Source organism: Dysgonomonas sp. GY617, from assembly GCF_015233815.1.
In the GTDB taxonomy this organism is placed as follows: Bacteria; Bacteroidota; Bacteroidia; order Bacteroidales; family Dysgonomonadaceae; genus Dysgonomonas_A.
Window position 1 is genome coordinate 135,888 of record NZ_JADCLR010000007.1, and the last position, 25,523, is coordinate 161,410.

Genomic DNA, 25,523 nt, shown 5'->3' on the forward strand with positions numbered 1-25,523 from the left:
CTAATTAATCTAAAAGTATGATATTAGAATTTTTCAAATATATTAGAGAAGAAGGCAAACCTAATCAATGGGGCATTGAGGGGAAAGACGGCGATTTGGTGAGATTCGACAATATCAACCTTTTCGTTGGAAAAAATGCTGTAGGAAAAAGCAGGACACTATCCGCCCTATGCGAAATAGCGACCTTATTATCTCTAAAAAAACCGGTTTCTGATTTTAAATTTAAAGATTCCAAATATCATCTTATACTAAAAGAAGATAACATTACTTACGAATATACTATATCAATAGAAAATCGACTAATTACTGAAGAAATTCTACGAGTAAAGGGTGTCGAAAAATACAACCGAACAAAAAATATAATCTATTCACAAACTTCTCACAAGTTTGAGACATTAGATATTTCTGCCACAGAACCAATTACTTCCATTCAAGATAAAGATGATGAGTATCCTTATATACCTGAAATATTCGAATGGAGTAATGCTTTGAAGAATTATGCATTTACAAATCAGTATGAGAAGAACCATCTCATTAAAGATAAAGAGGACCTGGAAAGCTCTAAGATAATAGACGACTTTTCTCCAGATAATGTCATCAAACTTTTCTTCAAAGGCAAAAATCGCTTTGGGCAGTCTTTTATAGATACTATTATTTCGGATCTGCACGATATAGGTTATGATGTTACCAACATCGATCTACTAAAGAACAAACTAGGAATAGGTATATCCGTACAAGAGGAAGAACTATCCGAACCGACCCTTCAACTCGACATGTCTCAAGGGATGTTCAGAGCATTATCTTTTCTTATACAAATGGAGTTTGCTTTACTAAGCAAAATATCGGTATGCCTTCTTATTGATGATTTAGGAGAAGGCTTGGATTATGCCCGATCGAAGTCCCTTATTGATATTTTGATCTATAAAGTCAACAATTCAGATATACAGATATTTATAACTTCGAATGACCGCTATATAATGAATAAGATACCTTTAAGGTATTGGTCCGTAATAGAGCGAAAACAGAATATTTCGGTTTTTCACAACTATCATAATGCGAGAGAAATATTTGATGATTTTAAATACACAGGATTAAATAACTTTGATTTTTTAGCCACAGATTTTTATCTTCAAGGATTCAAAGACGAACAAGAGGAAGAGGAAGAGAAAGAAGAGGAAGAATAAAGCCGATATATGAAAAAGATTGCATTTTTTGTTGAAGGACAAACCGAGCAGGTCTTTATCAATAGGCTTGTAAAGGAGATTATTGGCTATGGAAACCTTACAGTTCTGCTAAAAAAAATATCGGGAGGAACGAATGCCCCGAAACGTGAATTTGTAAGAAATTACAGCATCTCCCTAAAATCAGAATACACTGCACTCATCTATGATTGTGGATCGGACAACCGTGTAAAATCAGAAATACTAGACAATATAAATAGCTTACGAGAGGCAGGTTACACATGCATAGTCGGCTTAAGAGATTTATATCCATTATCTATAGAAGAATTACCCCGCCTCGAACAAGGATTAAAATTTCTACCCTACCCTCTTAAGAAAAAAGATTGTCCTTTTGATATTGTGGTTGCAGTAAGAGAGGTCGAAACTTGGTTTCTAGCAGAAAGCAGCCATTTTTTGAAAGTAGATAGAAAACTTACAGGACGATTTATCGAAAAACATCTAGGATTCAATCCAGATACGGTAAACCCCATTTCTAGAGAACACCCATCGGAAGACATAAACAAGATATATAAATTGATAGGAAGATCCTACACCAAGAAATATTGGCAAGTAGAGAAATTGGTCAATCGACTCGATTTTAATAAAATAATAAAAGATATAAGATTCAGAACTCCTTCCTTAAATGAATTGATCCAGACCATAGAACAGTTTAAAAATGGAGAGTTACAAGAATCAGTCATTCTAAGAAAAGAAAAAAGCAGCTTGAAATAAATCAAACTGCTTTTCTTATTTTAAAGAATCTGCTATTAAGCTTCTGCTTCTGTTTTAGGAACTACAGATACAAATGATCTTTCGTTCTTTTTTCTACGGAATGCAACTACTCCATCAACAAGAGCAAATAATGTATGATCTTTACCGATACCTACATTTTCACCTGGATGATGTGTTGTTCCTCTTTGACGAACGATGATGTTTCCAGCTTTTACTACTTCACCACCAAATGCTTTAACGCCTAATCGTTTACTTTCCGATTCACGGCCATTCTTCGAACTACCTACACCTTTCTTGTGTGCCATTTTCTTCTAATTTTAACTGATTAAGCAATAATATCTTTTACTGTAACTTGTGTAAATTGTTGACGGTGACCGTTCAACTTACGATATCCTTTTCTTCTTTTCTTGTGGAAAATAAGAACTTTATCGCCTTTTACTTGATCTCCAACTGTAAGGATAACTTTCGCTCCGCTTACAAAAGGTGCGCCTACTGTTACAGCACCATCTTTATCAACTAATAACACTTTCTCAATTTCAAGATCAGCACCACTATCTGCTGTTACTCTGTGAACAAACAATTTCTGATCTTTCTCAACTTTGAATTGTTGTCCTTGAATTTCTACAATTGCGTACATCTGCAATATATTTTACAAGTTATGAGCCTGAGGCGAACTATTCTTTAATAGTTTCTTATCTGCCTATTAGCAATCGGGTGCCAAAATTACAAATATTCCATTTAATATCCAACTAAAAAACAAACAACATTACAGAAAAATGTAATACTTAAAGATTTCAAATGTACAAACAATCGAAAAAATACAATAACCGCACATACCACCCCTCGAAAAAAAGGAGAAAAACAAGAGAAAAATAATGAAATTTTTAACATCTAATCGCCCCTAATTGAGTTAAGATAATGTAAATAAATATACAATATTGAGTCAGAACAACACTTTAAAAGCACATTTTGAATAAAATAAGATATTAAAAAACACAAGTATACACGAATAAGAATAAAATACTATATATCAACCACATAACGCAAATGTTTTATAAAATAAATCTATAAAATACATATATATATATCAGACTTCTATATAATAAAATAGACTCAATATAGGCATTTATCATTGTGTTAAAAATGCACATTAGCTCTTTTTCCCTAATTCCTGAGAGTATATCTTTGCATTAGAGTTACACCAATCTATTAATTATAATTTATATCAAATGAACAAAAGATTTTTACAATTTCTATTAATCGCAATCACAACTGGAATCATTTTTTCGAGCTGTTCAAAAGATGAAGAATTAACAGGAACTGAATCTAATGAGCAAACTCAAATCCGTCTAACAAGTGCTATAAATCAATTAGCTACTCGTTCGACAGCCCAAAACACTCAAATTGAATCTGGTCAAGAAGTAGGTTTAGTAGTTGCTAACAACCCCTTCACCGCTGTATTATATGATAATATTAAACTTACAGCTGATGGTAGTGGAGGTTTCACTTATCCTTCTTCAATGTATTATCCTACTGATGGAGGAAAAGTTGACTTAATGGCTTATCACCCTTACAATGAATCTGTAACAGGTATTGGTTCTGCTTATACATTTGGTATTCAAGCTGATCAAACGTTAAAAGCTAATTACTTAAACTCAGACGTTCTTTTCGGATCTGTTGAACATGTTTCAAGAACAACTAGCGCAGTGCCTATTGAATTTAATCACTTATTCTCGAAACTTACATTTACTGTTAAAAAAGGAAATGGTGCAAGTTTAGAAGGATTAAGCTCTATTGAGGTGCTAGGATTAAGCAACGAAGCATTAGTCGACTTTGAAAAAAGAAGCGTTACAGCTGATGGTACCGCAACAACTATTAATGCATATAATGTACCAACTGGAACCGCAAGCGACCTCCAATTAACAGGTGCAGCTGCAATTGTAGTACCACAAACTGTGAAAGCAGGACAAACTCTACTAAGAGTTACAATTGGCGATGTTGTATATCTATACGCTCCAACAGCAGCACTAGAACTAGCAATGGGAACCGCTTATAACTACACCATTACAGTAAATATGGCTGGAATTACAGTTACATCTAGTATTGTAGATTGGCAAAATGGTGGCAACATAGACGGAGAAGGAGAAATAGCTTAAAATATACTGAATAAGAAAATAATAAAAAGGATATGGCAAATCTAGAACCATATCCTTTTTATCAACAATTGTATTTATCAGATTATGACAAAAAAACTCTACATATTATTAATAACAAGCATTTGCTTAATCTTTACATCATGCCTTAGTGATAGTGAATGCGGGAACAATGATACACTCAGAGTAAGTATTGTTGCAGACATTGCAAGCTCTAAATTGAAAACACGATCTTCAAAATCTGGATTTTCTGAAAATGACAATATTGGATTATATATGGTTGATTACGTAAATGGTATTCCGATGCCTGTTGGAACTATATCCAACTTCATGAATACTGAATATGTTTATGACGGAACTTATTGGAACAGTAAAGATACTGAAGAATTATATCTTACAACCGATCAAACCAAAGCTGATATATATGCATACTACCCATTTGATTATGAAATGAGCAGAACACCTGGAAAAGCAGATCTCAGATCCTACCCTTTCAGTGTGGAAAGCGACCAAAGCTTATCTTCTCAAAAGAGTGATTTCTTATGGGCTAAGTATAGTGAATTATCTAGTGCAAACACAATAGCAAAACTTACATTTAAACATATACTCTCTAAAATTGTCCTCAACGTAACGTATGGTAATTTAGGGAATGGTAACGAATCTGTTACAATTCATAACCTAACTCAGAATGCCCTGATCAATATGCGAACTGCAGATGTGTCTGAAGTAAAGCTCAACTCCAATAATGAGATTAAACCATATCTTCAAGATATTGCAAATGCAGGATTTGATAAAACATTTAGTGCAATCATTATTCCCCAATCTGTAGAAACTGGCACATCATTGTTTGCAATAACTTTAAATGACCAGATGTTTGCTTTCACCCTCGATAGTCCTATTAGTTTTGAGTCAGGTCTCTCTTATACTTTCAATTTAGTTATTGGAGAGGCAAATACAAGAAGCATTCAAAACACTAACATAGAACGAAAAATTTCATTAGTAGATAAGAGTTCTTTCTAATTTGATGAAAGAAAATTTGTTACACGATATATAATAACTTATATGAAAAGTTTACTAACTAAAACAATGTCACTACTTACTATTATGTTTGGTATTTTCACAATACTAAATATGACCTCGTGTGACAATATAAGTGACACCATAGATCTCGAAGAAGCTACCGAAAACACCATAACTTTATCACCCTACATAAATGAAGGGCTTACAACCAGAATGGCTGGATCTTCATTTCAGGAGAATGATGAGATTGGAGTATATGCTGTGGCCCATTTAAGCGACAATCAAATAACAGGAGATATACAAGATAGTTATGCTCCTAATATCAAACATATATATAATGGCACTACTTGGGCATTGCCTCAAGGAGCACATTTCCCTTGGGCTGGCGGTCAAACAAAAGTAGAGCTATATGCCTATTACCCATATAACCAAGCTGCGACAACCTCCAATGCGAAAAGTTATCCATTCTCGATAAAATTAGACCAAAGTACCTCGGAGTCTTATATGATAAGCGATTTCTTATGGGCGAAGTCTGAAGCTACTAGTCCTACAAAAAGTAAAATTCCTTTGTCTTTTACTCACCAAATGAGTAAGGTTATTATCAATATCAAATCAGAAAGAGATTTTACAGAAGAAGAGGTTCAAAACTTTAGTGCTAACTTTCTTAATTTGCACCTAGATGCAAAGGTTGACTTATCGTCAGGTACAGTATCAACAGCATCGGGCTCTCAAGCTAAGAATCTGATCCCACGCAAACGAAATAATCCGATAACCGGCTATGGCATCACATTTGAGGCTATAGTTCTTCCGCAAACAATTGCAGCTTCAGCAGAATTATTTGTGATAAGATCGGCTGAAGGCGCAACCCCATATACCTACAAATCAGCTAACGAGCTAATATTTAGTTCTCAAAAACAATACACATTTAATATAACAATTTCAAGAACAGGTATTTCGATAACTACTGATGATATACAAGATTGGACAACAACACCCGATATTGAAGGAAACATCAACAAGCCCGTAAAAAAAGCAATAGATATATCTAACATTAATTGGAATATTACCAGAGTATACAAGGTGATGGATAAAGGGATTCAAATTGCTGAAGTAAGCAAAGAGTACTTACTTAGCGGAACAGCAATAGATATACAAGCAATTGTTGTATATCCAATGGATGCAAACTCTAACGCCGATCTGACTAGAGGGTTTGTTGCACAAATAATGCAAACAACATTAAACGGAAATAACGAATACGATCCTAATACTGCAATAACAACCCATGGAGGCAGTGTTAGCTGGCACAAACCAACCAATCTGATGGCTTACACTGCAGGCAAGAGTAATATCATCAACAAAGTACAAATTGATAAAAGTGACGTTTCTGCAGCTGGTGCAGATGCCATATACTCGTTGACTTTAGAACCTGATATGGTCACTGATATTGACAAAAACAGCTATGGTGTTGTAAAAATAGGCACTCAATATTGGATGCGTGAAAATCTGAAAGTAGAACATTATAGAGATGGATCTGCTGCCGAAACCTATTATTTCAACAACAGCATTGCCAATAAAGATTTACTTGGAGGACTTTATACTTGGAATACTGTAAGCAACACCAGCAACTTGGCTCCTAAAGGATGGCATATCCCAACTCATGATGAATTTAAAGCCCTGTCAATTTATACATCAGGAACTGTTACAGCACCTTATTATAATGCAGGTAAGAAGCTGAAAGCAGTAAGAATGTGGAGCACCACAGTCAATAATAGCAACATTACTGGGTTTGAAGCCTTACCAGGAGGTAGAAGACTTGATAATGGTAGTTTCAACGAAATAAACCTTTATGGTCAATGGTGGAGTACTACTGAATATAATACAGCTTATGGAAAAAGAGTTTATATAGATTATGGTAACACTGGAGTCTGGGTAGAAGCGAACCTTCTTAAGACATATGCCGAATCGGTTAGATGTATTAGAAATTAATTCATCTCTACTCAGCAAAACAGAAGAGGTACTTATTTAATAGGTATCTCTTTTGTTTTGTTTTGCGTTATATAGAAAAGCCCCTGTTTTAGCAGAGGAAAGAACTAATAGGCTTCAAAAAATTTATAATTAAAAAAGAAAGAACTAATCAAGTCTGAATATTTTGTGTTATTTTTGCACAAAACATAAAGGACTGTGCAGTTTTATAGAATATGGCAATAACCAAAACAAGAAATATGTTGATTGATGTCGCCCGGCAATTATTTGCTAAGCTGGGTGTCGAAAATACAACTATGAATGACATTGCTGTTGCTTCGCACAAAGGTCGTCGCACTTTATATACTTATTTCAATAATAAAAATGAGGTATATAAGGCTGTCGTTGAGTCTGAACTCGATAAGATGATTAAAGCACTACAAGCTGTAGTCGAAAAAGATCTTCCCGCAGACGAAAAATTAATGCTGTTTTTTTATACCCGTCTCGATGCTGTAAAGAATGTTGTAGCACGTAACGGAAATCTTAGAGCCGATTTCTTCAGAGATATCTGGCGCGTGCAGAATGTACGCAAAACATTCGATAGAAAAGAAACCGAAATTCTCAAAGAGATACTACAAAAAGGAGTGGACGAAGGAACTCTCTCAATGCCCGATGTTGACTTCACGGCTGAGATAGTGCACAATGCACTTAGAGGATTAGAGGTTCCCTACATAAGAGGACTCATCAATCCCAAAGATTCAGATAATAAGAGACGCTACCTCAACATATCTCATCTTATTTTTCAAGGAATAAAAAAGAACAAGAACTAAATCAACAAAATAAATATTCACGAGTAATTTAATATTTGATTATGAAACTTTTAGAAGGAAAAACAGCGATCATAACTGGTGCAGCCAGAGGTATCGGAAAAGCAATAGCAATAAAATATGCACAAGAAGGTGCAAACATAGCATTCACCGATCTAGCTGTTGATGATAATGCGAAACAAACAGAAAAAGAAATAGCTGCTTTAGGCGTTAAAGTTAAAGCATATGCATCAAATGCTGCGGATTTTGACGATACACACAAAGTAGTAGATGCAATCGTTGCAGATTTCGGAAAAGTTGACATCTTAGTTAACAATGCCGGTATCACTCGCGATGGTCTTATGATGCGTATGACTGAACAACAATGGGATTTGGTTATTAATGTAAACCTAAAATCTGCATTTAACTTCATCCATGCTATTACACCTGTAATGATGAAACAAAAATCAGGAAGTATCATCAACATGAGTTCTGTTGTTGGTCTTTCAGGAAATGCTGGTCAAACTAATTACTCTGCATCAAAAGCAGGTATGATTGGTCTTGCTAAATCTATTGCAAAAGAAATAGGTTCAAGAGGAATACGTGCAAACTGTATTTGCCCAGGATTTATTATTACTGAAATGACAGGTGCATTATCTGACGATGTTAAAAAACAATGGGCAGAACAAATTCCACTTCGTCGCGGAGGTACTCCTGAAGATGTTGCTAATGTAGCAGTATTTTTAGGTTCTGATCTATCATCTTATGTTAGCGGACAAGCAATTCCTGTTTGTGGCGGTATGAATATGTAAGATCACAAACCAATTTTATTGCTTTAGCTTATAAGATTAGCTTATATCAGTTTTATTAAATATGGCAATAATATTCGAGAGATACATTTCACTCACATAATATAAAAGACGCAAAGATTTTAATTAACTTTGCGTCTTTATTTTTTGTCCCCAACATTATGACTGTACTATACGAAGATAATCATATCATTATTGTAAATAAAACTGTTTCGGAAATCGTACAAGGCGATAAAACAGGAGATAAGCCTCTTTCGGAAATAGTGAAAGAATGGCTTAAGGAAAAATATAACAAACCCGGGAATGTATTCTGTGGAGTAACGCATCGTTTGGATAGACCTGTTAGCGGAATCGTTGTATTTGCAAAAACAAGTAAAGCTCTTCCTCGTCTAAATAAAATGTTTCAGGATAAAGAAATAAAGAAAACTTATTGGGCTATTGTAAAAAACACTCCGAAAGAACCACAAGGGACATTAATCAATTATCTGGTTCGGAACGAGAAGCAAAATAAATCGTATGCTTACGATACAGAAAAGCCTAATTCTAAAAAAGCAATTCTACATTATAAGCTAATCTCTCAATCAGATAAATATAATCTACTTGAAGTTGATTTAGAAACAGGACGTCATCATCAAATACGTTGTCAATTAGCAAAAATGGGATGCACAATAAAAGGAGATTTAAAGTACGGAGCTGACCGATCAAATCCCGATGGAGGCATAAGTCTACACGCTCGTAACATAAGCTTTATCCACCCTGTATCTCTAGAGTTGATAGAAGTAACGGCACCCGTTCCCGAAGATAATCTATGGAAAGCTTTTGAAGCCCAATTATCCAAATAATTGACGAAATGCTTCTTCAACTTTTCTTACAGGAATAATTTCGATATTTACTTTCGCAGTAAATCCTTTCAAATTATTGTGAGGTATAAGAATCTTAGAGAAACCCAATTTTTCGGCCTCTAATATACGCTGTTCAATTCTATTGACTGGACGAATTTCACCCGACAAGCCAACTTCTCCCGACATGCAAACATGTCTTTCAACTGCAATATCAAGGCTCGAAGATAAAACTGCACTTATCACAGCCATATCTATCGCAGGATCGTTCACTTTCAATCCTCCTGCAATATTTAGGAATACATCTTTTTGTATCAATTTAAAACCTGCTCGTTTTTCAAGAACTGCAAGTAACATATTCATCCGTCGGCTATCAAAGCCCGTAGCAGACCTCTGAGGCGTTCCATAAGCAGCAGTACTTACCAATGCTTGAGTCTCAATCAAAAATGGACGTACACCTTCAATAGCAGCAGCAATAGACACACCACTCAAGCCTTCATGATTTTGAGTCAACAACAATTCCGATGGATTACTAACTTCTCTTAATCCATTCTGGCGCATTTCGTATATGCCTAATTCAGCAGTACTACCAAATCGGTTTTTAATACCTCTCAAGATACGATACATATAATGTTGATCGCCCTCGAATTGTAATACTGTATCAACAATATGCTCTAAGACTTTAGGACCAGCAATACTACCTTCTTTATTTATATGACCGATAAGTATTACAGGGGTACTTGTTTCTTTCGCAAACTTCAAAATAGCAGCGGAACATTCTCTTACTTGAGCTACACTTCCCGGAGAAGACTCAATTCCCTCCGTAAATATAGTTTGAATAGAATCTATTACAACCAATTCTGGTTTTGTGTTTTGTATATGAACAAAAATTTGTTGCAGATTCGTTTCACATACTATATAGCAATTCTGGCTCTTTTCGTTTATGCGGTCAGCTCTCAATTTAAGTTGACGTACACTCTCCTCCCCCGACACATATAATGTTTTCAGAGAATTTAGATTCAATACCGTTTGCAAAATTAAAGTTGACTTCCCTATGCCAGGTTCTCCTCCTAAGAGAATCAACGAACCAGGTACTAAACCACCTCCTAAAACACGATTAAGTTCACCATCGTTAAGATCTAAACGAGGCTCTTCACCCGTTTTTACATCTTGTAATAGCATAGGCTTAGCCTTTGGCGAATCGAATAAAGTATCAGTGCGCCTACTATTGCTTTCTTTAGCTATAAGCTCTTCTACATAGGTATTCCATTCTCCACAGATAGGGCATTTCCCTAACCACTTGGCTGAATCGTTACCACAATTACTACAAACATATACTGATTTGGTCTTAGCCATTATTTATAGATCGAATTAAGTAAAATGATAAGGAGACCTATTTTAAAGATCTCCTTTATTAAAACAAAAATAAGACAATTAATGCTTATTTCTTTATAAACTTACTAGACAATTTTTTAGATTCGGTTTGAACAAAAATTGAGTAAACTCCTTTTGACCATGAACTAACAGAAATTGTAGTTGTGGATGCATTATATCCTGATTTCGCATAGACTTGACGTCCATTCATATCATATACCCTAATAGTGCGAATGATTGAATTTGCATTAACGTTCACTTCATTATCTGCCAAAGTTGGGAAAATAACAAGTTCTTGAGTGCTATTCTCAATAACCGGTTCTTCTATTCCTAAAGGATTATTTGGATCATATCCTCTAAGGTATGGAGTGCCTTCGTTAATAGGATCTAAATATTTCTTCATTTGCATACTCACATCTGTCATATGATCAAAATGATATCCAAATTTACCGAAAAACTCTTGTGAATTACGAGTTAAACAATAATCAGTAGTCCTCACCCCACCCGTTAAAGTTCCAACAATCAAACCATTACTATTAAAGATAGAAGACCCTGAAGATCCTCCTTGCGTAGCACTACGCCCATCATAATAAACTCCCCAAAAACCATTTGTTATACCATTAAATCCGGGACCACCGTTATAGGTTTGTGTTGTAACAGGGTTTTTCAAACCTTCACGTGGCAAATAAGTTACTATTTTTTTCACATCTCCATTAGGATGGTGTATAACAACACCAGACGATGAAGCCACATCTCTCGTATCCCAGCCGTTAAAGAAAACTTTATATTCCAGAGGAATATTAGTTTTCAGTTTCAGCAAAGTACCATCAGACCCCTGTACAGCAACTCCCTCAGCTGTTACTCCTTGAAGAGGTATGTTAACAAGAAGATCGGTACCTACAAGAGTTTTGGTTGTTACCGGAAATGTATCTTCGTTTTCACAGCCAGGAAATTCATAGTGAAAATAAACAACAATAGTCTCATATTCCACTACACCATTGGCCCAAAAACAATGTGAAGCAGTTAGAAGATATGGAGTACCATCTCTTTTAGTATTATTAACCAGACTACCCGAACATATAGACCAGGCACCGCCACGTTTAACCTGATAAAATACTACACCTCGCTTTTGATCTTTCCAATTATCCCCATCCGGACAATTCACATTAATCATACAACTTTGAGATGAATTTATTTTAGGAGTAGGAGGTGACGATGCTCTTAATGCTCTATTATAGTTATCACCATATACATAGCCAATATCTTCAATTACAAGACGAGGAGCTTCATCTGAAATAGTTGAAGCAACATACTCTAATGTTATTTTATCTCCGGCTATAATTTCCGATGCAAATTTACCTCCCTGTGGATGCGTATTCTGTGTATATGCACCAAGTACTCGAGAATGATCTTCGTTATAGATATATAATTTTGCCCCTTTAGGAATATAAAAATCTTTATAACTTAATATCAATCCCTTAGCTCCTTCGGCATAGATTACTTGTTGCCATATCTTTACTGAATCGGAGAGCGAAGTCCAGTTACCAATACTATCAATATTAACGCTTAAAGGTATGACTTTAGCTATTCGAAGAGGAGCATCTCGACTCTCTTCAACTATTTCATCTTCCCACATTAGGCGATTTATATCAAGATTGACCGGAACATTAATGATAGAAGAAGAGATTGATCGTGTAGTATTCTGATATTTAAAACTTGGAGGAGTTCCACCTTCACTAATCTGACTAAAAGCAGATATGCTAGATACAAAAGATACTAACATTATTAGGAAATACTTATTAATCATCCTTTTAAAGTATTTGTGTATTACTTATTCTGTCAATCAAGAGAAGAACATATTTATCTACATCCTCCCTATTAACAAGTTCTTTTGCTTCGAAGATAATTTTAGCCCGACTGTAATAAGATTCTCTTCGATTTAAGTTCTCTTTAATAAACAACAAAAGCTCTTCTTTGTTTTTATCCTTTATCAAAGGTCTTTTTTCTTTACATAGGTCTAACCTTTCAGATAATAATTCGGGGCTTGCTTTGAGATAGACAGTAGTCCCTGCATTATTCATTATCTCCATGTTGTTATAAAAACAAGGAGCACCGCCCCCTGTCGAGATAACAACATTCTCGAAATCGGCAACCTCCTTTAATATTTTATTTTCTATTTCTCTAAAACCGTCTTCACCAAATTGCTCGAACAATTGGCTGATTGTTTTACTATATCTGGTCTGGATAAAATGGTCTAAATCTACAAATTCCAAGTCTAGAGACTTTGCTAACTCTCTGCCTGCTGTAGTTTTACCGACGCCCATATATCCTATTAAGAAAATACGTGTCATAAAATGCTTTTTACAAAAATAAGCAAATAATTATAGGATAGACTATCTCTAAACAAATATTAAGGTATCAAACCTTATTATGATCTAGATAAACGGTAGACACGAAGCCAATTAAATAGAGGATTGATAGAAATAAATAGTTGAAATTATTTAGAAAATAGAAGATATTTTCAGTTAGATTAGAAAAGTATTAAATAAATCTTATAGTTTTGTTAACTTCAAAGTAGTGCAAATCTTTAAGAAGACCTTAAATAAAAAATGTATCCATTTTTTTGAGTGTACAAAGTCTACTACGAAGCCATTTCTCGATAAATAATATAATCTATCAATCTCTTGATAAACCTGATCAGACAATTCTTCTTTAGCAACTTTTTGCTTCTCTTTTAAAATAGCTTTGCCTCCTATCGTACTACTCAGTCCATCAGTATTATAAATTGCAATATCAACATCAACATATTGCACCTTTTCGTGATTGATGCCTATGGCTATCAGAAAATGCTTCCAGTCAGACATTATACGAAGTGTTTCGTCATAATATCCATATTCTTCAAACATTTCCCTTTTCACGAAGAAAGCCTGATGACATAAAAACCCTGAATAGATATCGTACAAAGAAAATAACCAATCGCGATGCTTATAACTATCATCTTTTCGGAGCTTTCCTTTCTCGTCCCAGATTATATTACCACAAACAAAATTGTCCTCTAGATCGTGCCTGAAAACATCCTTCAAAACATCATCTGAGACAAAAACATCTCCCGAATTAAGAAAGTAACAATATTCTCCCTGAGCTGTATAAATACCCTTATTCATAGCATTATAAATGCCCGAATCGGGCTCACTCACCCAATAATGAATATTATCTTTGTGTTGTTCTATTACTTCGACACTACCATCAGTCGAATTACCATCAATTACAATAAACTCATAATCGGTAAAGGATTGAGACAAGACACTTTTTATGGTCTTTTCCAAGCCTACTTTATTGTTCCAATTTATGGTGATAATTGATACTTTCATTGATTGCCGAGTTTAAAGCATTGTTCGTGACGATCGAAAAATATAACCTCTGGATATCCAAAATTATCGAGCTTAAATTTATCAAGAATCAACTTAGCATTAAAGATTCTAAATCTTGACAGGAATAAGAATTGTTTTCTCCTCTTATTGTATCGCTTTAAAATAGATTTTTCCTCTTCAGTATATACTCTGGCAGCTAGCACAGATTTAATCTCGGCATCATAAGCATCTTTTTGTTTCATAGAAAGCTGTTCGCCATCCCTCATTCTAAAACCACTTAATATAGCAGTGGCCACATATAGTTTCTCATAAGTAAAGAACCTGAACCACAATTCAAAATCTCCTGCGTACTTTAGATTAGATTCTATTCTTGCACCAGCTTTTTCCCATAGAGAGCGACGCCAAAACACTGATTCCTGCTGTATCCATTGATATTGACCGATATATACATCATATTTAGACCATTGTCTTAATGTATGCGGACATTCAACAATACGTCCTAAGGCATCATATACAGAAGGAAACCCCAGTAACCAGTTAACTTGGCTATACTTACCAAATATTTCTGCTACCGTAAAAAAAGACTTGGATTGATACATATCATCAGAATTGATCCATGCCATAATTTCACCTGTCGATTTTTCGAACCCCTTACCTATAGCATCATACATCCCCTTATCAGGCACACTTTCCCAATAAGCCAATCGATCTACATACTTCTTGATTATTTCAACAGAACCATCAGTACTACCTCCATCTATTATTATGTATTCAAGATTAGGGTATCCTTGATTTAATACCGAAAGTATTGTTTCCTCAAGATACTTCTCCTGATTATAATTAGGTGTAACAATTGATATTTTAGGGTAGTTTTTCATGTACTATTTCGTATTGAATATTTTATATAAGGCTCTGAAGCAAAAATAGATCAATTTATTTGACTTTATAAACACTGGAATATAAGCTTCTTGCTCTAACGATCGTAGCCTTTCATAGTCCGTCAAGAGATTATGAGGCATCAATTCTTTTATAACCCGTTTGCGCTCTTCTAAATGACGTTCACCGTGCGCTTTATTGGTACTGATACCTTCCATTTCGAAAATAACGACATCCAAATCAAGAAAAACGGTTCTTTCTCCACCTAATATGGTTAGGAAGAAGAATTTCCAATCCGACACTATTTTAAGAGTTTCATCATAATTTCCATATTTATCAAACATATCACGTCTGATAAATGTAGCCTGATGCAACATCGTATTTACAAACATATCATATAGAGTAACTTCGCGGTTACCCAGATTCTCCCATTTTATTTGATGAGTACCATAATCGCATATTTGAATTCCTCTAAGTAGAGGTTCTCTATACTCTTTAAAAAACGTTTTTTTTAAGACATCTTCCGAAGCATAGCTATCACCCGAATTAAGAAAGTGAAGATATTCGCCTTTAGCGATTTCAATCCCCTTATTCATGGCGTTATATACACCTCCATCAGGTTCACTTACCCAATATGTTATTTTATCGGAAAAAGACTCTATTATTTTTTTACTCTCATCTGTAGAACCTCCATCTATAACAATATATTCGTAGTTGGTATAAGTTTGACTGACTACACTTTCAATAGTACGAAGTAATCCTTTCGCATTATTGTATGATATGGTTATTATGGATACTTTCTTCATCTAAGTATTTCTTTATAAATTTCGATGGTCTGCAAAGCACTCTTTTCCCAAGAGAAATTTTGTAAACGTTGCGTACCTTTATTTATCATCTCTTGCCTTAATTCCTTATTATTCAATAAGCTTAATACAGCAAATCTCAACTGTTCAGGCGATTTAGAATCAAAATACATACCTGCATCTCCCGCAACTTCAGGAAAACAGCTTCCATTACTTAAAACGACAGGGCATTGAGCTTGAAATGCTTCCAGAATCGGAATTCCAAAACCTTCGTAATAAGAAGGATATATAAACATTTCAGCAGATCTATATAATCCAAACATTTGCGTATCATTCACAAATATAATTTTCAGCTGATCTTGTATGCCTAATGCTTCAAAGTAATTATTTTCTTCTGTGGTAAAACGATCTCCTGTACAGACAATACATAATTCTTTATTTTCCAACAGAATTGGCTGTATAGCTGCAATAAAGAATTTGAAATTTTTATAGCCTAAACGCCTATCTCCTACATACAGCAAATATTTATTAGGTAAATTCTCCGGCTTACCTCCTCCATCCACTAAGGACGAAGCATGATAAGTCACTGATACCTTGTCAACAGAAGTTCCGAATACATTTACAATATCTCTCTTCGTATTTTCTGAGACAGCAATTATATGAGCAGCATTATCAACTAGCTTTTTCTTTCGTTTAATAAATCCCGGACTATTTATAAATTCGGGATATAGCTCAATAATCATGTCATGCACAGTTAGAACATAAGGCTTACCATTGAGATGATCAAGATAATAATCATCAAAGAAAGTAGGATGAAAAATATCAAAGTCTCCTTTTTCTAGTTTTTCAATTGTTCTAGTTTGATTGACTTTATAAAAATCAGGATATTTTTCAGGAAACAAATCTTTTAAAAAAGAATAAAGTCTTTTTTTACCTTTGAAATTTAGTTTAGGAAGAAAAGAATAATAAGAAATTAACTGATCTCTCCACTCGAAAGGGATATTCATATCCCTCAGATACTCGTTGAAAGTATATTGTATAGACACATCAGCTTCAACATCAGCAGGCAAGTGCCTGATAATCTCGGCAAAATAGCGAGCCACACCACCTATGCGTTGATGCTCAAATATCTGATGATCGTACAATACCTTCATAAAAAACAAGTTATTTCAACTATATATTGCTATGTTTATAGCTTTAACTAGCTTTATTTGTATAGCTGTCAAAGTAATAAAAAGGTCTGAGACCTTTAATCTTCCGGATGAACAATCTGACGTATATACTGCACATCCTGAGGAATCTTACTACCTAAATTTATAGCAGCAGGAGCATTGCTTTTACTTCTACCCAGTATACCAATCAAACGATCAGCTACTTTATCCCAGAAAGTTCTGGTATAATCCAACGGATTCTTCTTCAACGTCTTTTTAGTCAAGATATGAAGATCTTTTCCATTAGAATAAAAGTTACATGAAAATTTAGCCGCAATAACTTCAAAAGCCTGTTTAGTATAAAAACTAATATGTTGGCCTCCTTCAGGAGCAAAATACCACCAATCGTTAGTATTTGTTATTTCTTTATCTGGAACTAACTCTGTCGAAAAGATAATAGAATCAGAATAACCGAATAGTTTCTCTATTTCTTCAAGAGGATTAGCTAAGTGTTCAAAAATTTCGAAAGCAGTGACAGCCTCAAATTTGGTTGATGTCTCTAATTCCTCCAATGTAAAATGCTTAGCAAACAGATTGTCGCAATATTTATCATCCCAATAGAAATCAAAACCTTTATCACGCATCAAACGGACATACATTCCGTATCCACCTGCGTAATCAAGAAATTTACCTTTATAATCAAATGATGATTTTATTACATTCTCCACTGCTGACGAATATACCAGATTACGATATATCAAGCCAATATCCATAGAAGTAATAGCATCGCTATAAGCTTCGTCTAGCCAATACGCAGTATCGGACTGAATGAAACCACAGCAACTACATCTATGATAATCGACATCGTATTTATGCAACACTCTTGCCGAAAACAATTTTATGCTTTCGCCTCCACAAATAAGACATTTATTGTTATTCATTGGCTAAAATTTCTTTGTATAATTCTATATATCGATTGGCAATATCCTCTATTTTGAAGTTATCCAATACTTTTTTTCGAGCATTATAACTTAGACCGTTATCTTCGTTATGGCTAAGACAATATACAATACCAACGGTTAAATCGGATGTATCATAAGCCTTTGCCAAGTAACCATTATCTTGATGGTCAATCATATCAGGGTTGCCTCCTATATTAAATGCCACAACAGGAGTTCCACAGGATAAACTTTCAAGAATCGTATTCGGAAAATTCTCATGCGTAGATGGTACTATTGTAACATCGGCAGCATTATATGCCAAAGCCAAGTCAGCTTCCTCACTTACATATCCTAAAAACTTTGGAGGAAAGTTAAACTGATAATCATCCTGTTTTTCAGCCCCAAATATAAGGAGCTCTATTTCATCTTCGGAATACATTCCCGACAATAGCCTTAGACTCTCCATCAATAGCTCTCCTCCTTTACGCGGATCAGCTATAACCGATATTCCTCCAAAAAGAATGGTCTTCTTACTTGTGTCTAAAGATAGATTCTTTTTTGCTTCTTCCTTATTCATAGGGGCAAATACAGAAGTATCAATACCATTAGGAATAACTGTTACCGGATACTTGTTTAGCAACAAACTACCCATAGCGGCATCAGCAAGCCACTTACTTGGGCTGACAATATGAAAATTGAGTGAAGAATATCTCTTTTTCTTCATCTCAAACACTTTGTAACTCAAGTCTTTTTCTTTAGTAGACCCCAATTGAGGGCAAGCATTACAGTGTGTCTTATATTTGTCGCAATCTTCGAAATAGGAACATAATCCTGTAAACGAAAAGCAATCGTGTATTGTCCAGATTATGGGCTTCTCTACATTCGAGAATTCTGTAAAATCAACATAACTCTCCCCCACCCAATGCATATGAACTAAATCGAAATCGAGTTTATCCAAGGAGTTTTTTAATAGGGAAATCGCAATATCTGATAGCACTTTAGTTTGCATATTGGGATAACTACCCCAAATAATACGCCTTCTTTTTTCTTGTAGTTTAAGTTTGTATTTATTCAGTAAACTAGTGATACGATTCTGAGGATCATGATAATTCTCAGCTAAATGCACTGTTTTAGATGAAGTTCTTTTGCTATTAACCAAAAGAATATTTTCAATACCCTTTTTATTAATCTCTTCATGGAGACGAAATGCAACACGTGCAGCTCCTCCAAAAGAATCTTTAGTGCTTAGCGTTACAACCTTCATACTTATCTCTTCAAAAATTTCTTCACTTTTTCTTTCAGCGATTTGGGCATCAAACCTTGTATCTTTTCTTTACAAATCAAGAAAGTAGCCAAAATTTGCAGATCCCAAGACAATTTATTTTCTATTTGAATCCAGCTTTCAGGGATCATATCTTTTGTATCGTAGTTATCATATGACCTCCCAAACCAAGGATTAGGGCAAACAACCACATTATCCGAATTTGGATTTAACCAGGCTCCCCACCAACTAAAAGAACTATTACTTATAATATTATCAGAACAAAGCGTCTGAATATAAAGATCTATAATTGGTTCTTCGTCATCCACAAAGAAAAAATTATCTCCTTTGAAATGTCTCTTGCACCAATCTATATCATCGCTAATTATCAAATATTTCCGATCACGCCCTAAATAATCTATTGCCTTATTAAAGTAAGACATAGAACAAACAGCATACCGATGCGGTAACTTGCAGTAATCGCCTCGCCTCACATTTATAGAAGTTATACCCTCTTTAATCAGATCGCCAAACTTCGAATAAATATATTCTTTGATATCAATAGGAATTGAGAATAGATCTTTTACCAATTCCTTATCAAAGTATTTCTCAGATTGAAATGCTCCATAAAGCAGCATATCTCGCCCTTCGAAAGGTATTTCTTTATAAACATAGTCAATATCATAATAATAGAAACAATCCGAAGAAGGACGTCCAAGCTGAATTGGAACATTTCTAAGTATATTACTTCTGAACTGTTCTATATATTCTTTCACATAGCAATTATCAGGTGGTGCAAGCTTATAGCCATCGTGGCACACAGCTTTATAATCAACCCCATATTTCTTAGCAAGAGACGCTGCTGTTGCTACCTGAAAGAGATGATTACCTAACCTACCGTTTAATTCTATATATATCATTTTTTGAATATCTTACTTATATATCGGAATGGAGCTAAAACATATCCACCAATCCTATATTGTAATGAATTTTCTATTAATTTAAATTCCTTCAGCTCTCTAAATTGAGCAATCGGATTTATATATTGTAAATATAATTCTTGGTGATTTTTGAAAATTTGCAGCCTTAAATAATCCTCTTTTTCTTTCGTAATCAAAGTACGCATTGATACGTCTTTTGTTCTATAAAAGAAATGAATCTTATCTAATTTTACAACCTTATCATCTTTATTCAGTAGGCTAATCCAGAAATCATAATCCTCCCAACCATATATCATATTCACATTATACCCTACTGTTTTATTGTAATCCTCACGCTTATAAATTGCCGAGCAATAAATACAATTACGCACAAATAACAGGTTCTCATATGTATAGGGAAGAAGTTCCCACTCTTGATTATCTCCTCCGAATAATTGGGCTCTACAAAAAACGAGTTTTATAGCTGAATCTTTTTCTAAAACCTCAATGGCTTCTCTTGTATAATCCTTTGATATTTTATCATCAGAATCAAGAGGTAATATGTATTTTCCGAGTGAATGTTTTATACCATAATTTCGAGCATCGGATAATCCTCCATTTTCTTTTTTTAAATATTTGAATCGATCATCTTTTCCACACCATTCTAACGCAACCTCTTCCGTATTATCGGGAGATCCATCGTTTACAATAATACATTCCCAATTGGCATATGCCTGCTCCAAAACCGTTTGTAAAGTTTCGGGCAAATATTGAGCCTGATTATAACAGGGAACTATTATAGATATAGCGGGAGAGAGATCAGACATATAAACTATTTTTTAAGCAGCTTCTTTATATTTATTTTCAACATGGTCGAAATAAATTTAAAAGAAACGCCCGCAGTTAATACTTTAATAAAGTCTCCGAATGGAATATATTTATCAGGTATAATATTCCTATAAATAAGAATATTCATATACCGATCAAACCCCTTTGAATAAAAATATTGGTTCTTATTATTGATCTTGCTTAGTTTATCTAACAATATCACTTTTGTTGCTAAATCAACATCCTTATATTTATGTACAGATGCCAATTCATCCTGAGTCATTTCATTTCCAAAGAAATGAGATAGGTAAGCCAATCGTACAGGTTCTTTAGTCCTTTCTTGTAAATCATAATTTACGGAGCAAACCTGTTCTGGATGTGTTCTGTAATGATAAAAAACGTCATCAATATTCGCAAACCTAACACCCTTTATTACGGCTTCTAACCAAAACCTATAGTCCTCTATGTGTTTATATTCTTCTTCGTAGATAAGTTTCTTTGCAATAACAGTATCTCTACGCATCATAATAGTAGCATGAGCCACTGTAGAGTTATCAATTAAGCCGATCACAATATCATCATGTACCAAAGGATGATGTATCTCATATGGAGTATCTAGATACACTAAAGCTGTTCCCAGAATATCAATATTTGGATGAGCTTCCAAAAATCGAACCTGTGTTTCGAATCGTATATCAGTAGTTATATCATCAGCATCCATTCGGGCAATATATTTACCTTGTGCTAATTCTAAGCCTCTATTTAATGAATAAATAAGTCCTCTGTTCTTATCATTCGAAACCAATCTGATTCGAGAATCATTATAGCTTTCAATAACAGCAACTGTATTATCAGTTGAGCCATCATTGATTATTAGAAGCTGAAGATTAGTATAAGTTTGAGACAAAATACTATCTATCGCTTCTGCTATATAGAGTCCTGCATTGTAAGCAGGCATCAGAACTGTAACCAAAGGATTATTCATTGTAATTTACTTTCCCTTTTTTAAACTAAGTATAGGCTTCAATATCGCTTTAGCGAACTTATTTGTGGCCCCATAATACAATAATCTATCTCTAAACGACAAACAATGGTTTTCAGAAAGAAAGCGATATGCCTCTTTTGCAATATCTGGAAAATTATAATGAAACGAAAAACTCAAATCATTTTTTCTGAAATCAATTAATAATCCCATTATTATATCCATCTTATCATATTGCTTAGCAAACTTAATACGGATATTATGAATAAAGTTATCAAAATTTCGTTTCTTTACCACATCCCACGAATTGGAAGCACTTTCAGGTAAAGACCTGTAAACTCCTGTAAAATCTTCTAAATGATGAATCTTCGATTTAGTGGATACATATAACCAAAGAGGATAATCCATAGCCACAAAATTAGGTAATATAACCTCTTCCTCAATAGCAGACATAATCAATTCACGTCTCACTAAAACCGTTAGTGTTGATATTTTATTCCAAAACAACAACTCGTCAAGGATATAGCCTGATTTTACATCCTTTCTCATTTCGACATACTTATCTGCAGCCTGCCAATATTGCATGAGATTTGTATGCACTAATCCATAATCTGGATTTTTTCCTAAAAATTCTACTTGTTTTTGTAACTTATATGGGTCTGTCCAATAATCATCGCCTTCACAAATAGCAATATATTTGCCTCGGGCTTCCTGCAAAGTCCAGATCCAATTACAATATCCTATTGCAACCTTATTTTCATCATATATAAGTGACTCACTGCGATCTCTCAGATACAATCTGATTCTATCTGGATTTTCTTCTGCATATTTTTTACATATTTCAATTGTTCCATCTGTAGATCCATCTTCCCCAACTATAATTTCAACAGAGAAAGTTGTTTTCTGCATCAAAATACCATCTAACGTCTGAGCTATATAACCCACATGTTGGTAAGTAGCTACACAAACAGAAACCAAAGGAGTTATTTTATTTATAAGTTTCTCACTCCCTAAATATTCTTTCTGCTCTAGTAATCTTTCCTCTGATATACCTTTTAGCTGATTATTATCCATTAATCTAGTAAAATCTACAATTTTAATATTTAAACCTCTCGGGCGGGATTACCAAATACAGTTGTACCTGGCTTTACATTACGAATAACAATACTACCTGCTCCCACAACAGCCCCTTCTCCTACCTTTTTATGAGGTAATATTGTAGAACGCGTATGCAATGTAGCATTATCTGCAACCTGAGAATATCCACCCATGAATGTATATCCTTCTATAGTACAATTTTCCCCTACAATCACATCGTGTCCTAATGTAGTATATGAAAAGATAAAAGAGAAATCTCCAATTTCAACATTTGAAGAAATTGTACAATATTGACCAATGGAAGCACCTTTACCTATTTTTGCATCTGGATGTATTATTGCTGTAGGATGTACTAAAGAAAGAAATTCGCCTCCTTTATCTTTGATTATCTTTATATATTTCTCGCGCGCCTTATTATCACCTAATGCACAATAAAAAACATCACCATCTTCTATGTTATAATTCTCTACAGACGAAATTATGGGGGCATATCCTTCGAAACCATCAAGAGCATCAGATTTATCATCTAAGAAACCTTTGACTTGGATATATCCTGAATGAAAGATCATTATATCATTAAAGACCTCTCTCCCATACCCTCTAGCTCCAACGATCAGCAATTTTTTCATTTTCGACATTTAAGTACAGTTCCACCCCATGAGTAGCCCACTCCAAAGCCAGCGAGCACAATATTTCCAAAGAGCTTTTCTTCTTTATTAGCTTCACAAAGAGCGATTGGAATAGTTGATGACACTGTATTTCCTACATTCTCCATATAAATATAAAACTGCTCTGGGGCTATCTTAAGTTTTTTTCTGAGATGTTCAAGCATATATTTATTAGCCTGATGAAACACATATAAATCTATATCTTCGTTCTTCATCCCATTAACGGTTAATACATTATTTACTAATTCAGGAACTCTTTGTAGAGTAAAGGAAAATATTTCACTTCCTTCCATAAATAAATAATCCGAAGAATGGGGATCTTGATGCTCATCAATAAGTAAGTCTTCCGCTTTCTCTTTATTTTTTGCAGCACCTGTTTTTACTATTAAATTTTCGGCACCACTACCATCTGTACCTAAGTCAAAATTCAGTATCTCTGCAAAACCGTCGGTTGATATTAAACTCGCACTAGCCGCATCACCAAATATCGATCTGTTTCGTTTATCTTGAGGATGCAGGTATTTGCTATAGGTTTCGGATGTTACAAATAATATATTTCGAGCAACACCGCTCAAAATAAGGCCTTTGGCTAGAGCTAACCCATATACATATCCTGAACAACCCAAGTTAAAATCCAAAGCTCCACATTCTGTAGCCAAGCCTAATCTATCCTGTAAAATACAAGCCGAAGTAGGTAAAAAATAATCGGGGCTCTGGGTACAATATAAAATAAAATCAATACTGCTTTTCTCTATATTATTTTCTACAAATAACTTTTGAGCAGCACTCTCCGCCATGTCCAAAGCTGTTTGATTGGGAGAGGAAACAAATCTTTTAGAAATTCCCACCTTAGAAGAAATTTTTTCAACGTTCCACTCGGGAAATATATTACTCAAATCTTCATTGGTTAGTACTTCCTCCGGAAGAAAATACGATATGCCTTTTATATATGCTTTCATAAGAGAGTAAATCCTCCATCCATAATAAGTTCTGTACCTGTAATCCATTTAGAGGCATCTGATAGGAAAAATATTGATGCATTAGCAACATCAACAGGCTTACCATATCCTAATGGATACTTTGCTTTATCTACTTCAAAATCATGCTGAGATATTGAACCTAATCTATCTTCGATACCACTTTCAACCATTGCAGGAAGAATGCAATTTACTCGAATTTTTTGTGCTGATAATTCTAATGCCATTACTCTGGAGATAGAGTTTATAGCACCTTTTGTGGCTGCATATAAACCATTTCCATAATACGAGTGTTTCGAAGCTATCGATGATATAAAAACAATAGAGGCTCCTTTATTTATCTTTTTTGACGACACTAATTCTTTAGTGAATAAAATAGGAGAAAAGAAATTAGTTTTCATTATTTCCTCCATCTTCTCACTACTGGCAAACTTAAAAGGTAATGTTCCCATAATACCGGCAGCATGAAGAATACCGTCAATTTGGCTGATTTTATCTAAGATAAGAACCCTATCGTCACGACTATTAAGATCTGCAGAAACAAAAATATGGTTATCTCCGTCTAATCTATTATACGTTTCCTCTAACCGTTCTTTATTCCTTCCTGTAATAATTAGTGAGGCTCCCATCTTAGAGCATTGAATAGCCACTTCCTGTCCTATTCCAGACGAGGCTCCGGTTACCAATATCGTTTTACCTTCTAATAAAAACGGATTATTTATTTTATCCATA

At 34.4% G+C, this 25,523-nt stretch carries 26 protein-coding genes; 8 read left to right on the forward strand and 18 right to left on the reverse strand.

Annotated elements, in window-relative coordinates; genetic code table 11:
* The first annotated feature begins 17 nt into the window (after window positions 1-17).
* Together IR022_RS07705 and IR022_RS07710 are read left to right on the forward strand one after the other, a co-directional pair.
* The gene (locus IR022_RS07705; protein ID WP_194203276.1) at window positions 18-1,184 is read left to right on the forward strand and encodes an AAA family ATPase; all 1,167 of its coding nucleotides are present in this window, start codon (window positions 18-20) and stop codon (window positions 1,182-1,184) included.
* A 9-nt stretch (window positions 1,185-1,193) separates the two neighbouring features.
* Window positions 1,194-1,952 carry a DUF4276 family protein gene (locus IR022_RS07710; RefSeq protein WP_194203277.1) on the forward strand — a complete coding sequence of 253 codons (759 nt, stop codon included), beginning with the start codon at window positions 1,194-1,196 and terminating at the stop codon, window positions 1,950-1,952.
* A gap of 35 nt (window positions 1,953-1,987) precedes the next feature.
* On the opposite strand, the gene rpmA is transcribed toward IR022_RS07710, so the two are convergent.
* Both rpmA and rplU read right to left on the reverse strand, forming a co-directional pair.
* Window positions 1,988-2,257: a 50S ribosomal protein L27 gene (gene rpmA / locus IR022_RS07715; protein ID WP_050709385.1), complete on the reverse strand. Its 270-nt coding sequence runs from the start codon at window positions 2,255-2,257 to the stop codon at window positions 1,988-1,990.
* Between the two features lie 20 nt (window positions 2,258-2,277).
* Entirely contained in the window at window positions 2,278-2,589 is a 312-nt protein-coding gene (rplU, locus tag IR022_RS07720; protein ID WP_050709386.1) for a 50S ribosomal protein L21, read from the reverse strand.
* Between the two features lie 592 nt (window positions 2,590-3,181).
* Between rplU and IR022_RS07725 the strand changes: the two genes are divergently transcribed.
* The 6 genes from IR022_RS07725 (at window position 3,182) to IR022_RS07750 (ending at window position 9,544) form a co-directional block, all read left to right on the forward strand.
* Window positions 3,182-4,108, forward strand: a complete 927-nt coding sequence (locus IR022_RS07725; RefSeq protein WP_050709387.1) for a fimbrillin family protein — start codon at window positions 3,182-3,184, stop codon at window positions 4,106-4,108.
* An 84-nt stretch (window positions 4,109-4,192) separates the two neighbouring features.
* Complete coding sequence (locus tag IR022_RS07730) at window positions 4,193-5,125, forward strand: fimbrillin family protein (RefSeq protein WP_050709388.1); 933 nt, start codon at window positions 4,193-4,195, stop codon at window positions 5,123-5,125.
* A gap of 42 nt (window positions 5,126-5,167) precedes the next feature.
* Window positions 5,168-7,111 (forward strand): fimbrillin family protein, encoded by a 1,944-nt coding sequence (locus IR022_RS07735; protein ID WP_194203278.1) that lies wholly within the window; start codon window positions 5,168-5,170, stop codon window positions 7,109-7,111.
* A 212-nt stretch (window positions 7,112-7,323) separates the two neighbouring features.
* Window positions 7,324-7,917 (forward strand): TetR/AcrR family transcriptional regulator, encoded by a 594-nt coding sequence (locus tag IR022_RS07740; protein WP_050709390.1) that lies wholly within the window; start codon window positions 7,324-7,326, stop codon window positions 7,915-7,917.
* 41 nt (window positions 7,918-7,958) lie between these two features.
* The gene (gene fabG, locus IR022_RS07745; protein WP_050709391.1) at window positions 7,959-8,705 is read left to right on the forward strand and encodes a 3-oxoacyl-[acyl-carrier-protein] reductase; all 747 of its coding nucleotides are present in this window, start codon (window positions 7,959-7,961) and stop codon (window positions 8,703-8,705) included.
* A gap of 158 nt (window positions 8,706-8,863) precedes the next feature.
* Window positions 8,864-9,544, forward strand: coding sequence for an RluA family pseudouridine synthase (locus tag IR022_RS07750; protein ID WP_194203279.1), 681 nt, complete (start codon window positions 8,864-8,866; stop codon window positions 9,542-9,544).
* Here IR022_RS07750 and radA read toward each other — a convergent pair.
* The 16 genes from radA to IR022_RS07830 all read right to left on the reverse strand — a co-directional run bounded on the left by radA (window position 9,533) and on the right by IR022_RS07830 (window position 25,522).
* Window positions 9,533-10,897 carry a DNA repair protein RadA gene (gene radA, locus IR022_RS07755; RefSeq protein ID WP_050709393.1) on the reverse strand — a complete coding sequence of 455 codons (1,365 nt, stop codon included), beginning with the start codon at window positions 10,895-10,897 and terminating at the stop codon, window positions 9,533-9,535. The two genes, IR022_RS07750 and radA, sit on opposite strands and share 12 nt — an antisense overlap.
* Window positions 10,898-10,982: 85 nt before the next feature.
* On the reverse strand, window positions 10,983-12,698 hold the full coding sequence (locus IR022_RS07760) for a T9SS type A sorting domain-containing protein (protein ID WP_194203280.1): 1,716 nt from the start codon (window positions 12,696-12,698) through the stop codon (window positions 10,983-10,985).
* 28 nt (window positions 12,699-12,726) lie between these two features.
* Window positions 12,727-13,266: a shikimate kinase gene (locus tag IR022_RS07765; protein ID WP_194203281.1), complete on the reverse strand. Its 540-nt coding sequence runs from the start codon at window positions 13,264-13,266 to the stop codon at window positions 12,727-12,729.
* Between the two features lie 201 nt (window positions 13,267-13,467).
* Window positions 13,468-14,286 (reverse strand): glycosyltransferase family 2 protein, encoded by an 819-nt coding sequence (locus tag IR022_RS07770; RefSeq protein ID WP_194203282.1) that lies wholly within the window; start codon window positions 14,284-14,286, stop codon window positions 13,468-13,470.
* Window positions 14,283-15,164: a glycosyltransferase family 2 protein gene (locus tag IR022_RS07775; protein ID WP_194203283.1), complete on the reverse strand. Its 882-nt coding sequence runs from the start codon at window positions 15,162-15,164 to the stop codon at window positions 14,283-14,285. The genes IR022_RS07770 and IR022_RS07775 overlap by 4 nt, the downstream gene beginning before the upstream one ends.
* 3 nt (window positions 15,165-15,167) lie before the next feature.
* On the reverse strand, window positions 15,168-15,968 hold the full coding sequence (locus IR022_RS07780; protein ID WP_194203284.1) for a glycosyltransferase family 2 protein: 801 nt from the start codon (window positions 15,966-15,968) through the stop codon (window positions 15,168-15,170).
* Window positions 15,965-17,119 carry a glycosyltransferase family 4 protein gene (locus IR022_RS07785; RefSeq protein WP_194203285.1) on the reverse strand — a complete coding sequence of 385 codons (1,155 nt, stop codon included), beginning with the start codon at window positions 17,117-17,119 and terminating at the stop codon, window positions 15,965-15,967. The genes IR022_RS07780 and IR022_RS07785 overlap by 4 nt, the downstream gene beginning before the upstream one ends.
* Before the next feature lie 95 nt (window positions 17,120-17,214).
* Entirely contained in the window at window positions 17,215-18,057 is an 843-nt protein-coding gene (locus IR022_RS07790; protein WP_194203286.1) for a class I SAM-dependent methyltransferase, read from the reverse strand.
* Entirely contained in the window at window positions 18,050-19,321 is a 1,272-nt protein-coding gene (locus IR022_RS07795; RefSeq protein WP_194203287.1) for a glycosyltransferase, read from the reverse strand. Before IR022_RS07795 ends, IR022_RS07790 begins: the two co-directional genes overlap by 8 nt.
* A gap of 2 nt (window positions 19,322-19,323) precedes the next feature.
* Window positions 19,324-20,238, reverse strand: coding sequence for an alpha-1,2-fucosyltransferase (locus IR022_RS07800; protein ID WP_050709402.1), 915 nt, complete (start codon window positions 20,236-20,238; stop codon window positions 19,324-19,326).
* Window positions 20,235-21,065 (reverse strand): glycosyltransferase family 2 protein, encoded by an 831-nt coding sequence (locus tag IR022_RS07805; RefSeq protein WP_194203288.1) that lies wholly within the window; start codon window positions 21,063-21,065, stop codon window positions 20,235-20,237. Before IR022_RS07805 ends, IR022_RS07800 begins: the two co-directional genes overlap by 4 nt.
* A 5-nt stretch (window positions 21,066-21,070) precedes the next feature.
* The gene (locus tag IR022_RS07810; RefSeq protein WP_194203289.1) at window positions 21,071-22,051 is read right to left on the reverse strand and encodes a glycosyltransferase family 2 protein; all 981 of its coding nucleotides are present in this window, start codon (window positions 22,049-22,051) and stop codon (window positions 21,071-21,073) included.
* Between the two features lie 6 nt (window positions 22,052-22,057).
* Window positions 22,058-23,122 (reverse strand): glycosyltransferase family 2 protein, encoded by a 1,065-nt coding sequence (locus IR022_RS07815; RefSeq protein WP_194203290.1) that lies wholly within the window; start codon window positions 23,120-23,122, stop codon window positions 22,058-22,060.
* 29 nt (window positions 23,123-23,151) lie between these two features.
* A complete protein-coding gene (locus tag IR022_RS07820) occupies window positions 23,152-23,775 on the reverse strand; it encodes a NeuD/PglB/VioB family sugar acetyltransferase (protein ID WP_194203291.1) in 624 nt (207 codons plus the stop codon).
* Window positions 23,772-24,773, reverse strand: a complete 1,002-nt coding sequence (locus tag IR022_RS07825) for a 3-oxoacyl-ACP synthase III family protein (RefSeq protein WP_194203292.1) — start codon at window positions 24,771-24,773, stop codon at window positions 23,772-23,774. Before IR022_RS07825 ends, IR022_RS07820 begins: the two co-directional genes overlap by 4 nt.
* Complete coding sequence (locus tag IR022_RS07830; RefSeq protein WP_199330286.1) at window positions 24,770-25,522, reverse strand: SDR family NAD(P)-dependent oxidoreductase; 753 nt, start codon at window positions 25,520-25,522, stop codon at window positions 24,770-24,772. The genes IR022_RS07825 and IR022_RS07830 overlap by 4 nt, the downstream gene beginning before the upstream one ends.
* Window position 25,523: the final 1 nt, after the last annotated feature.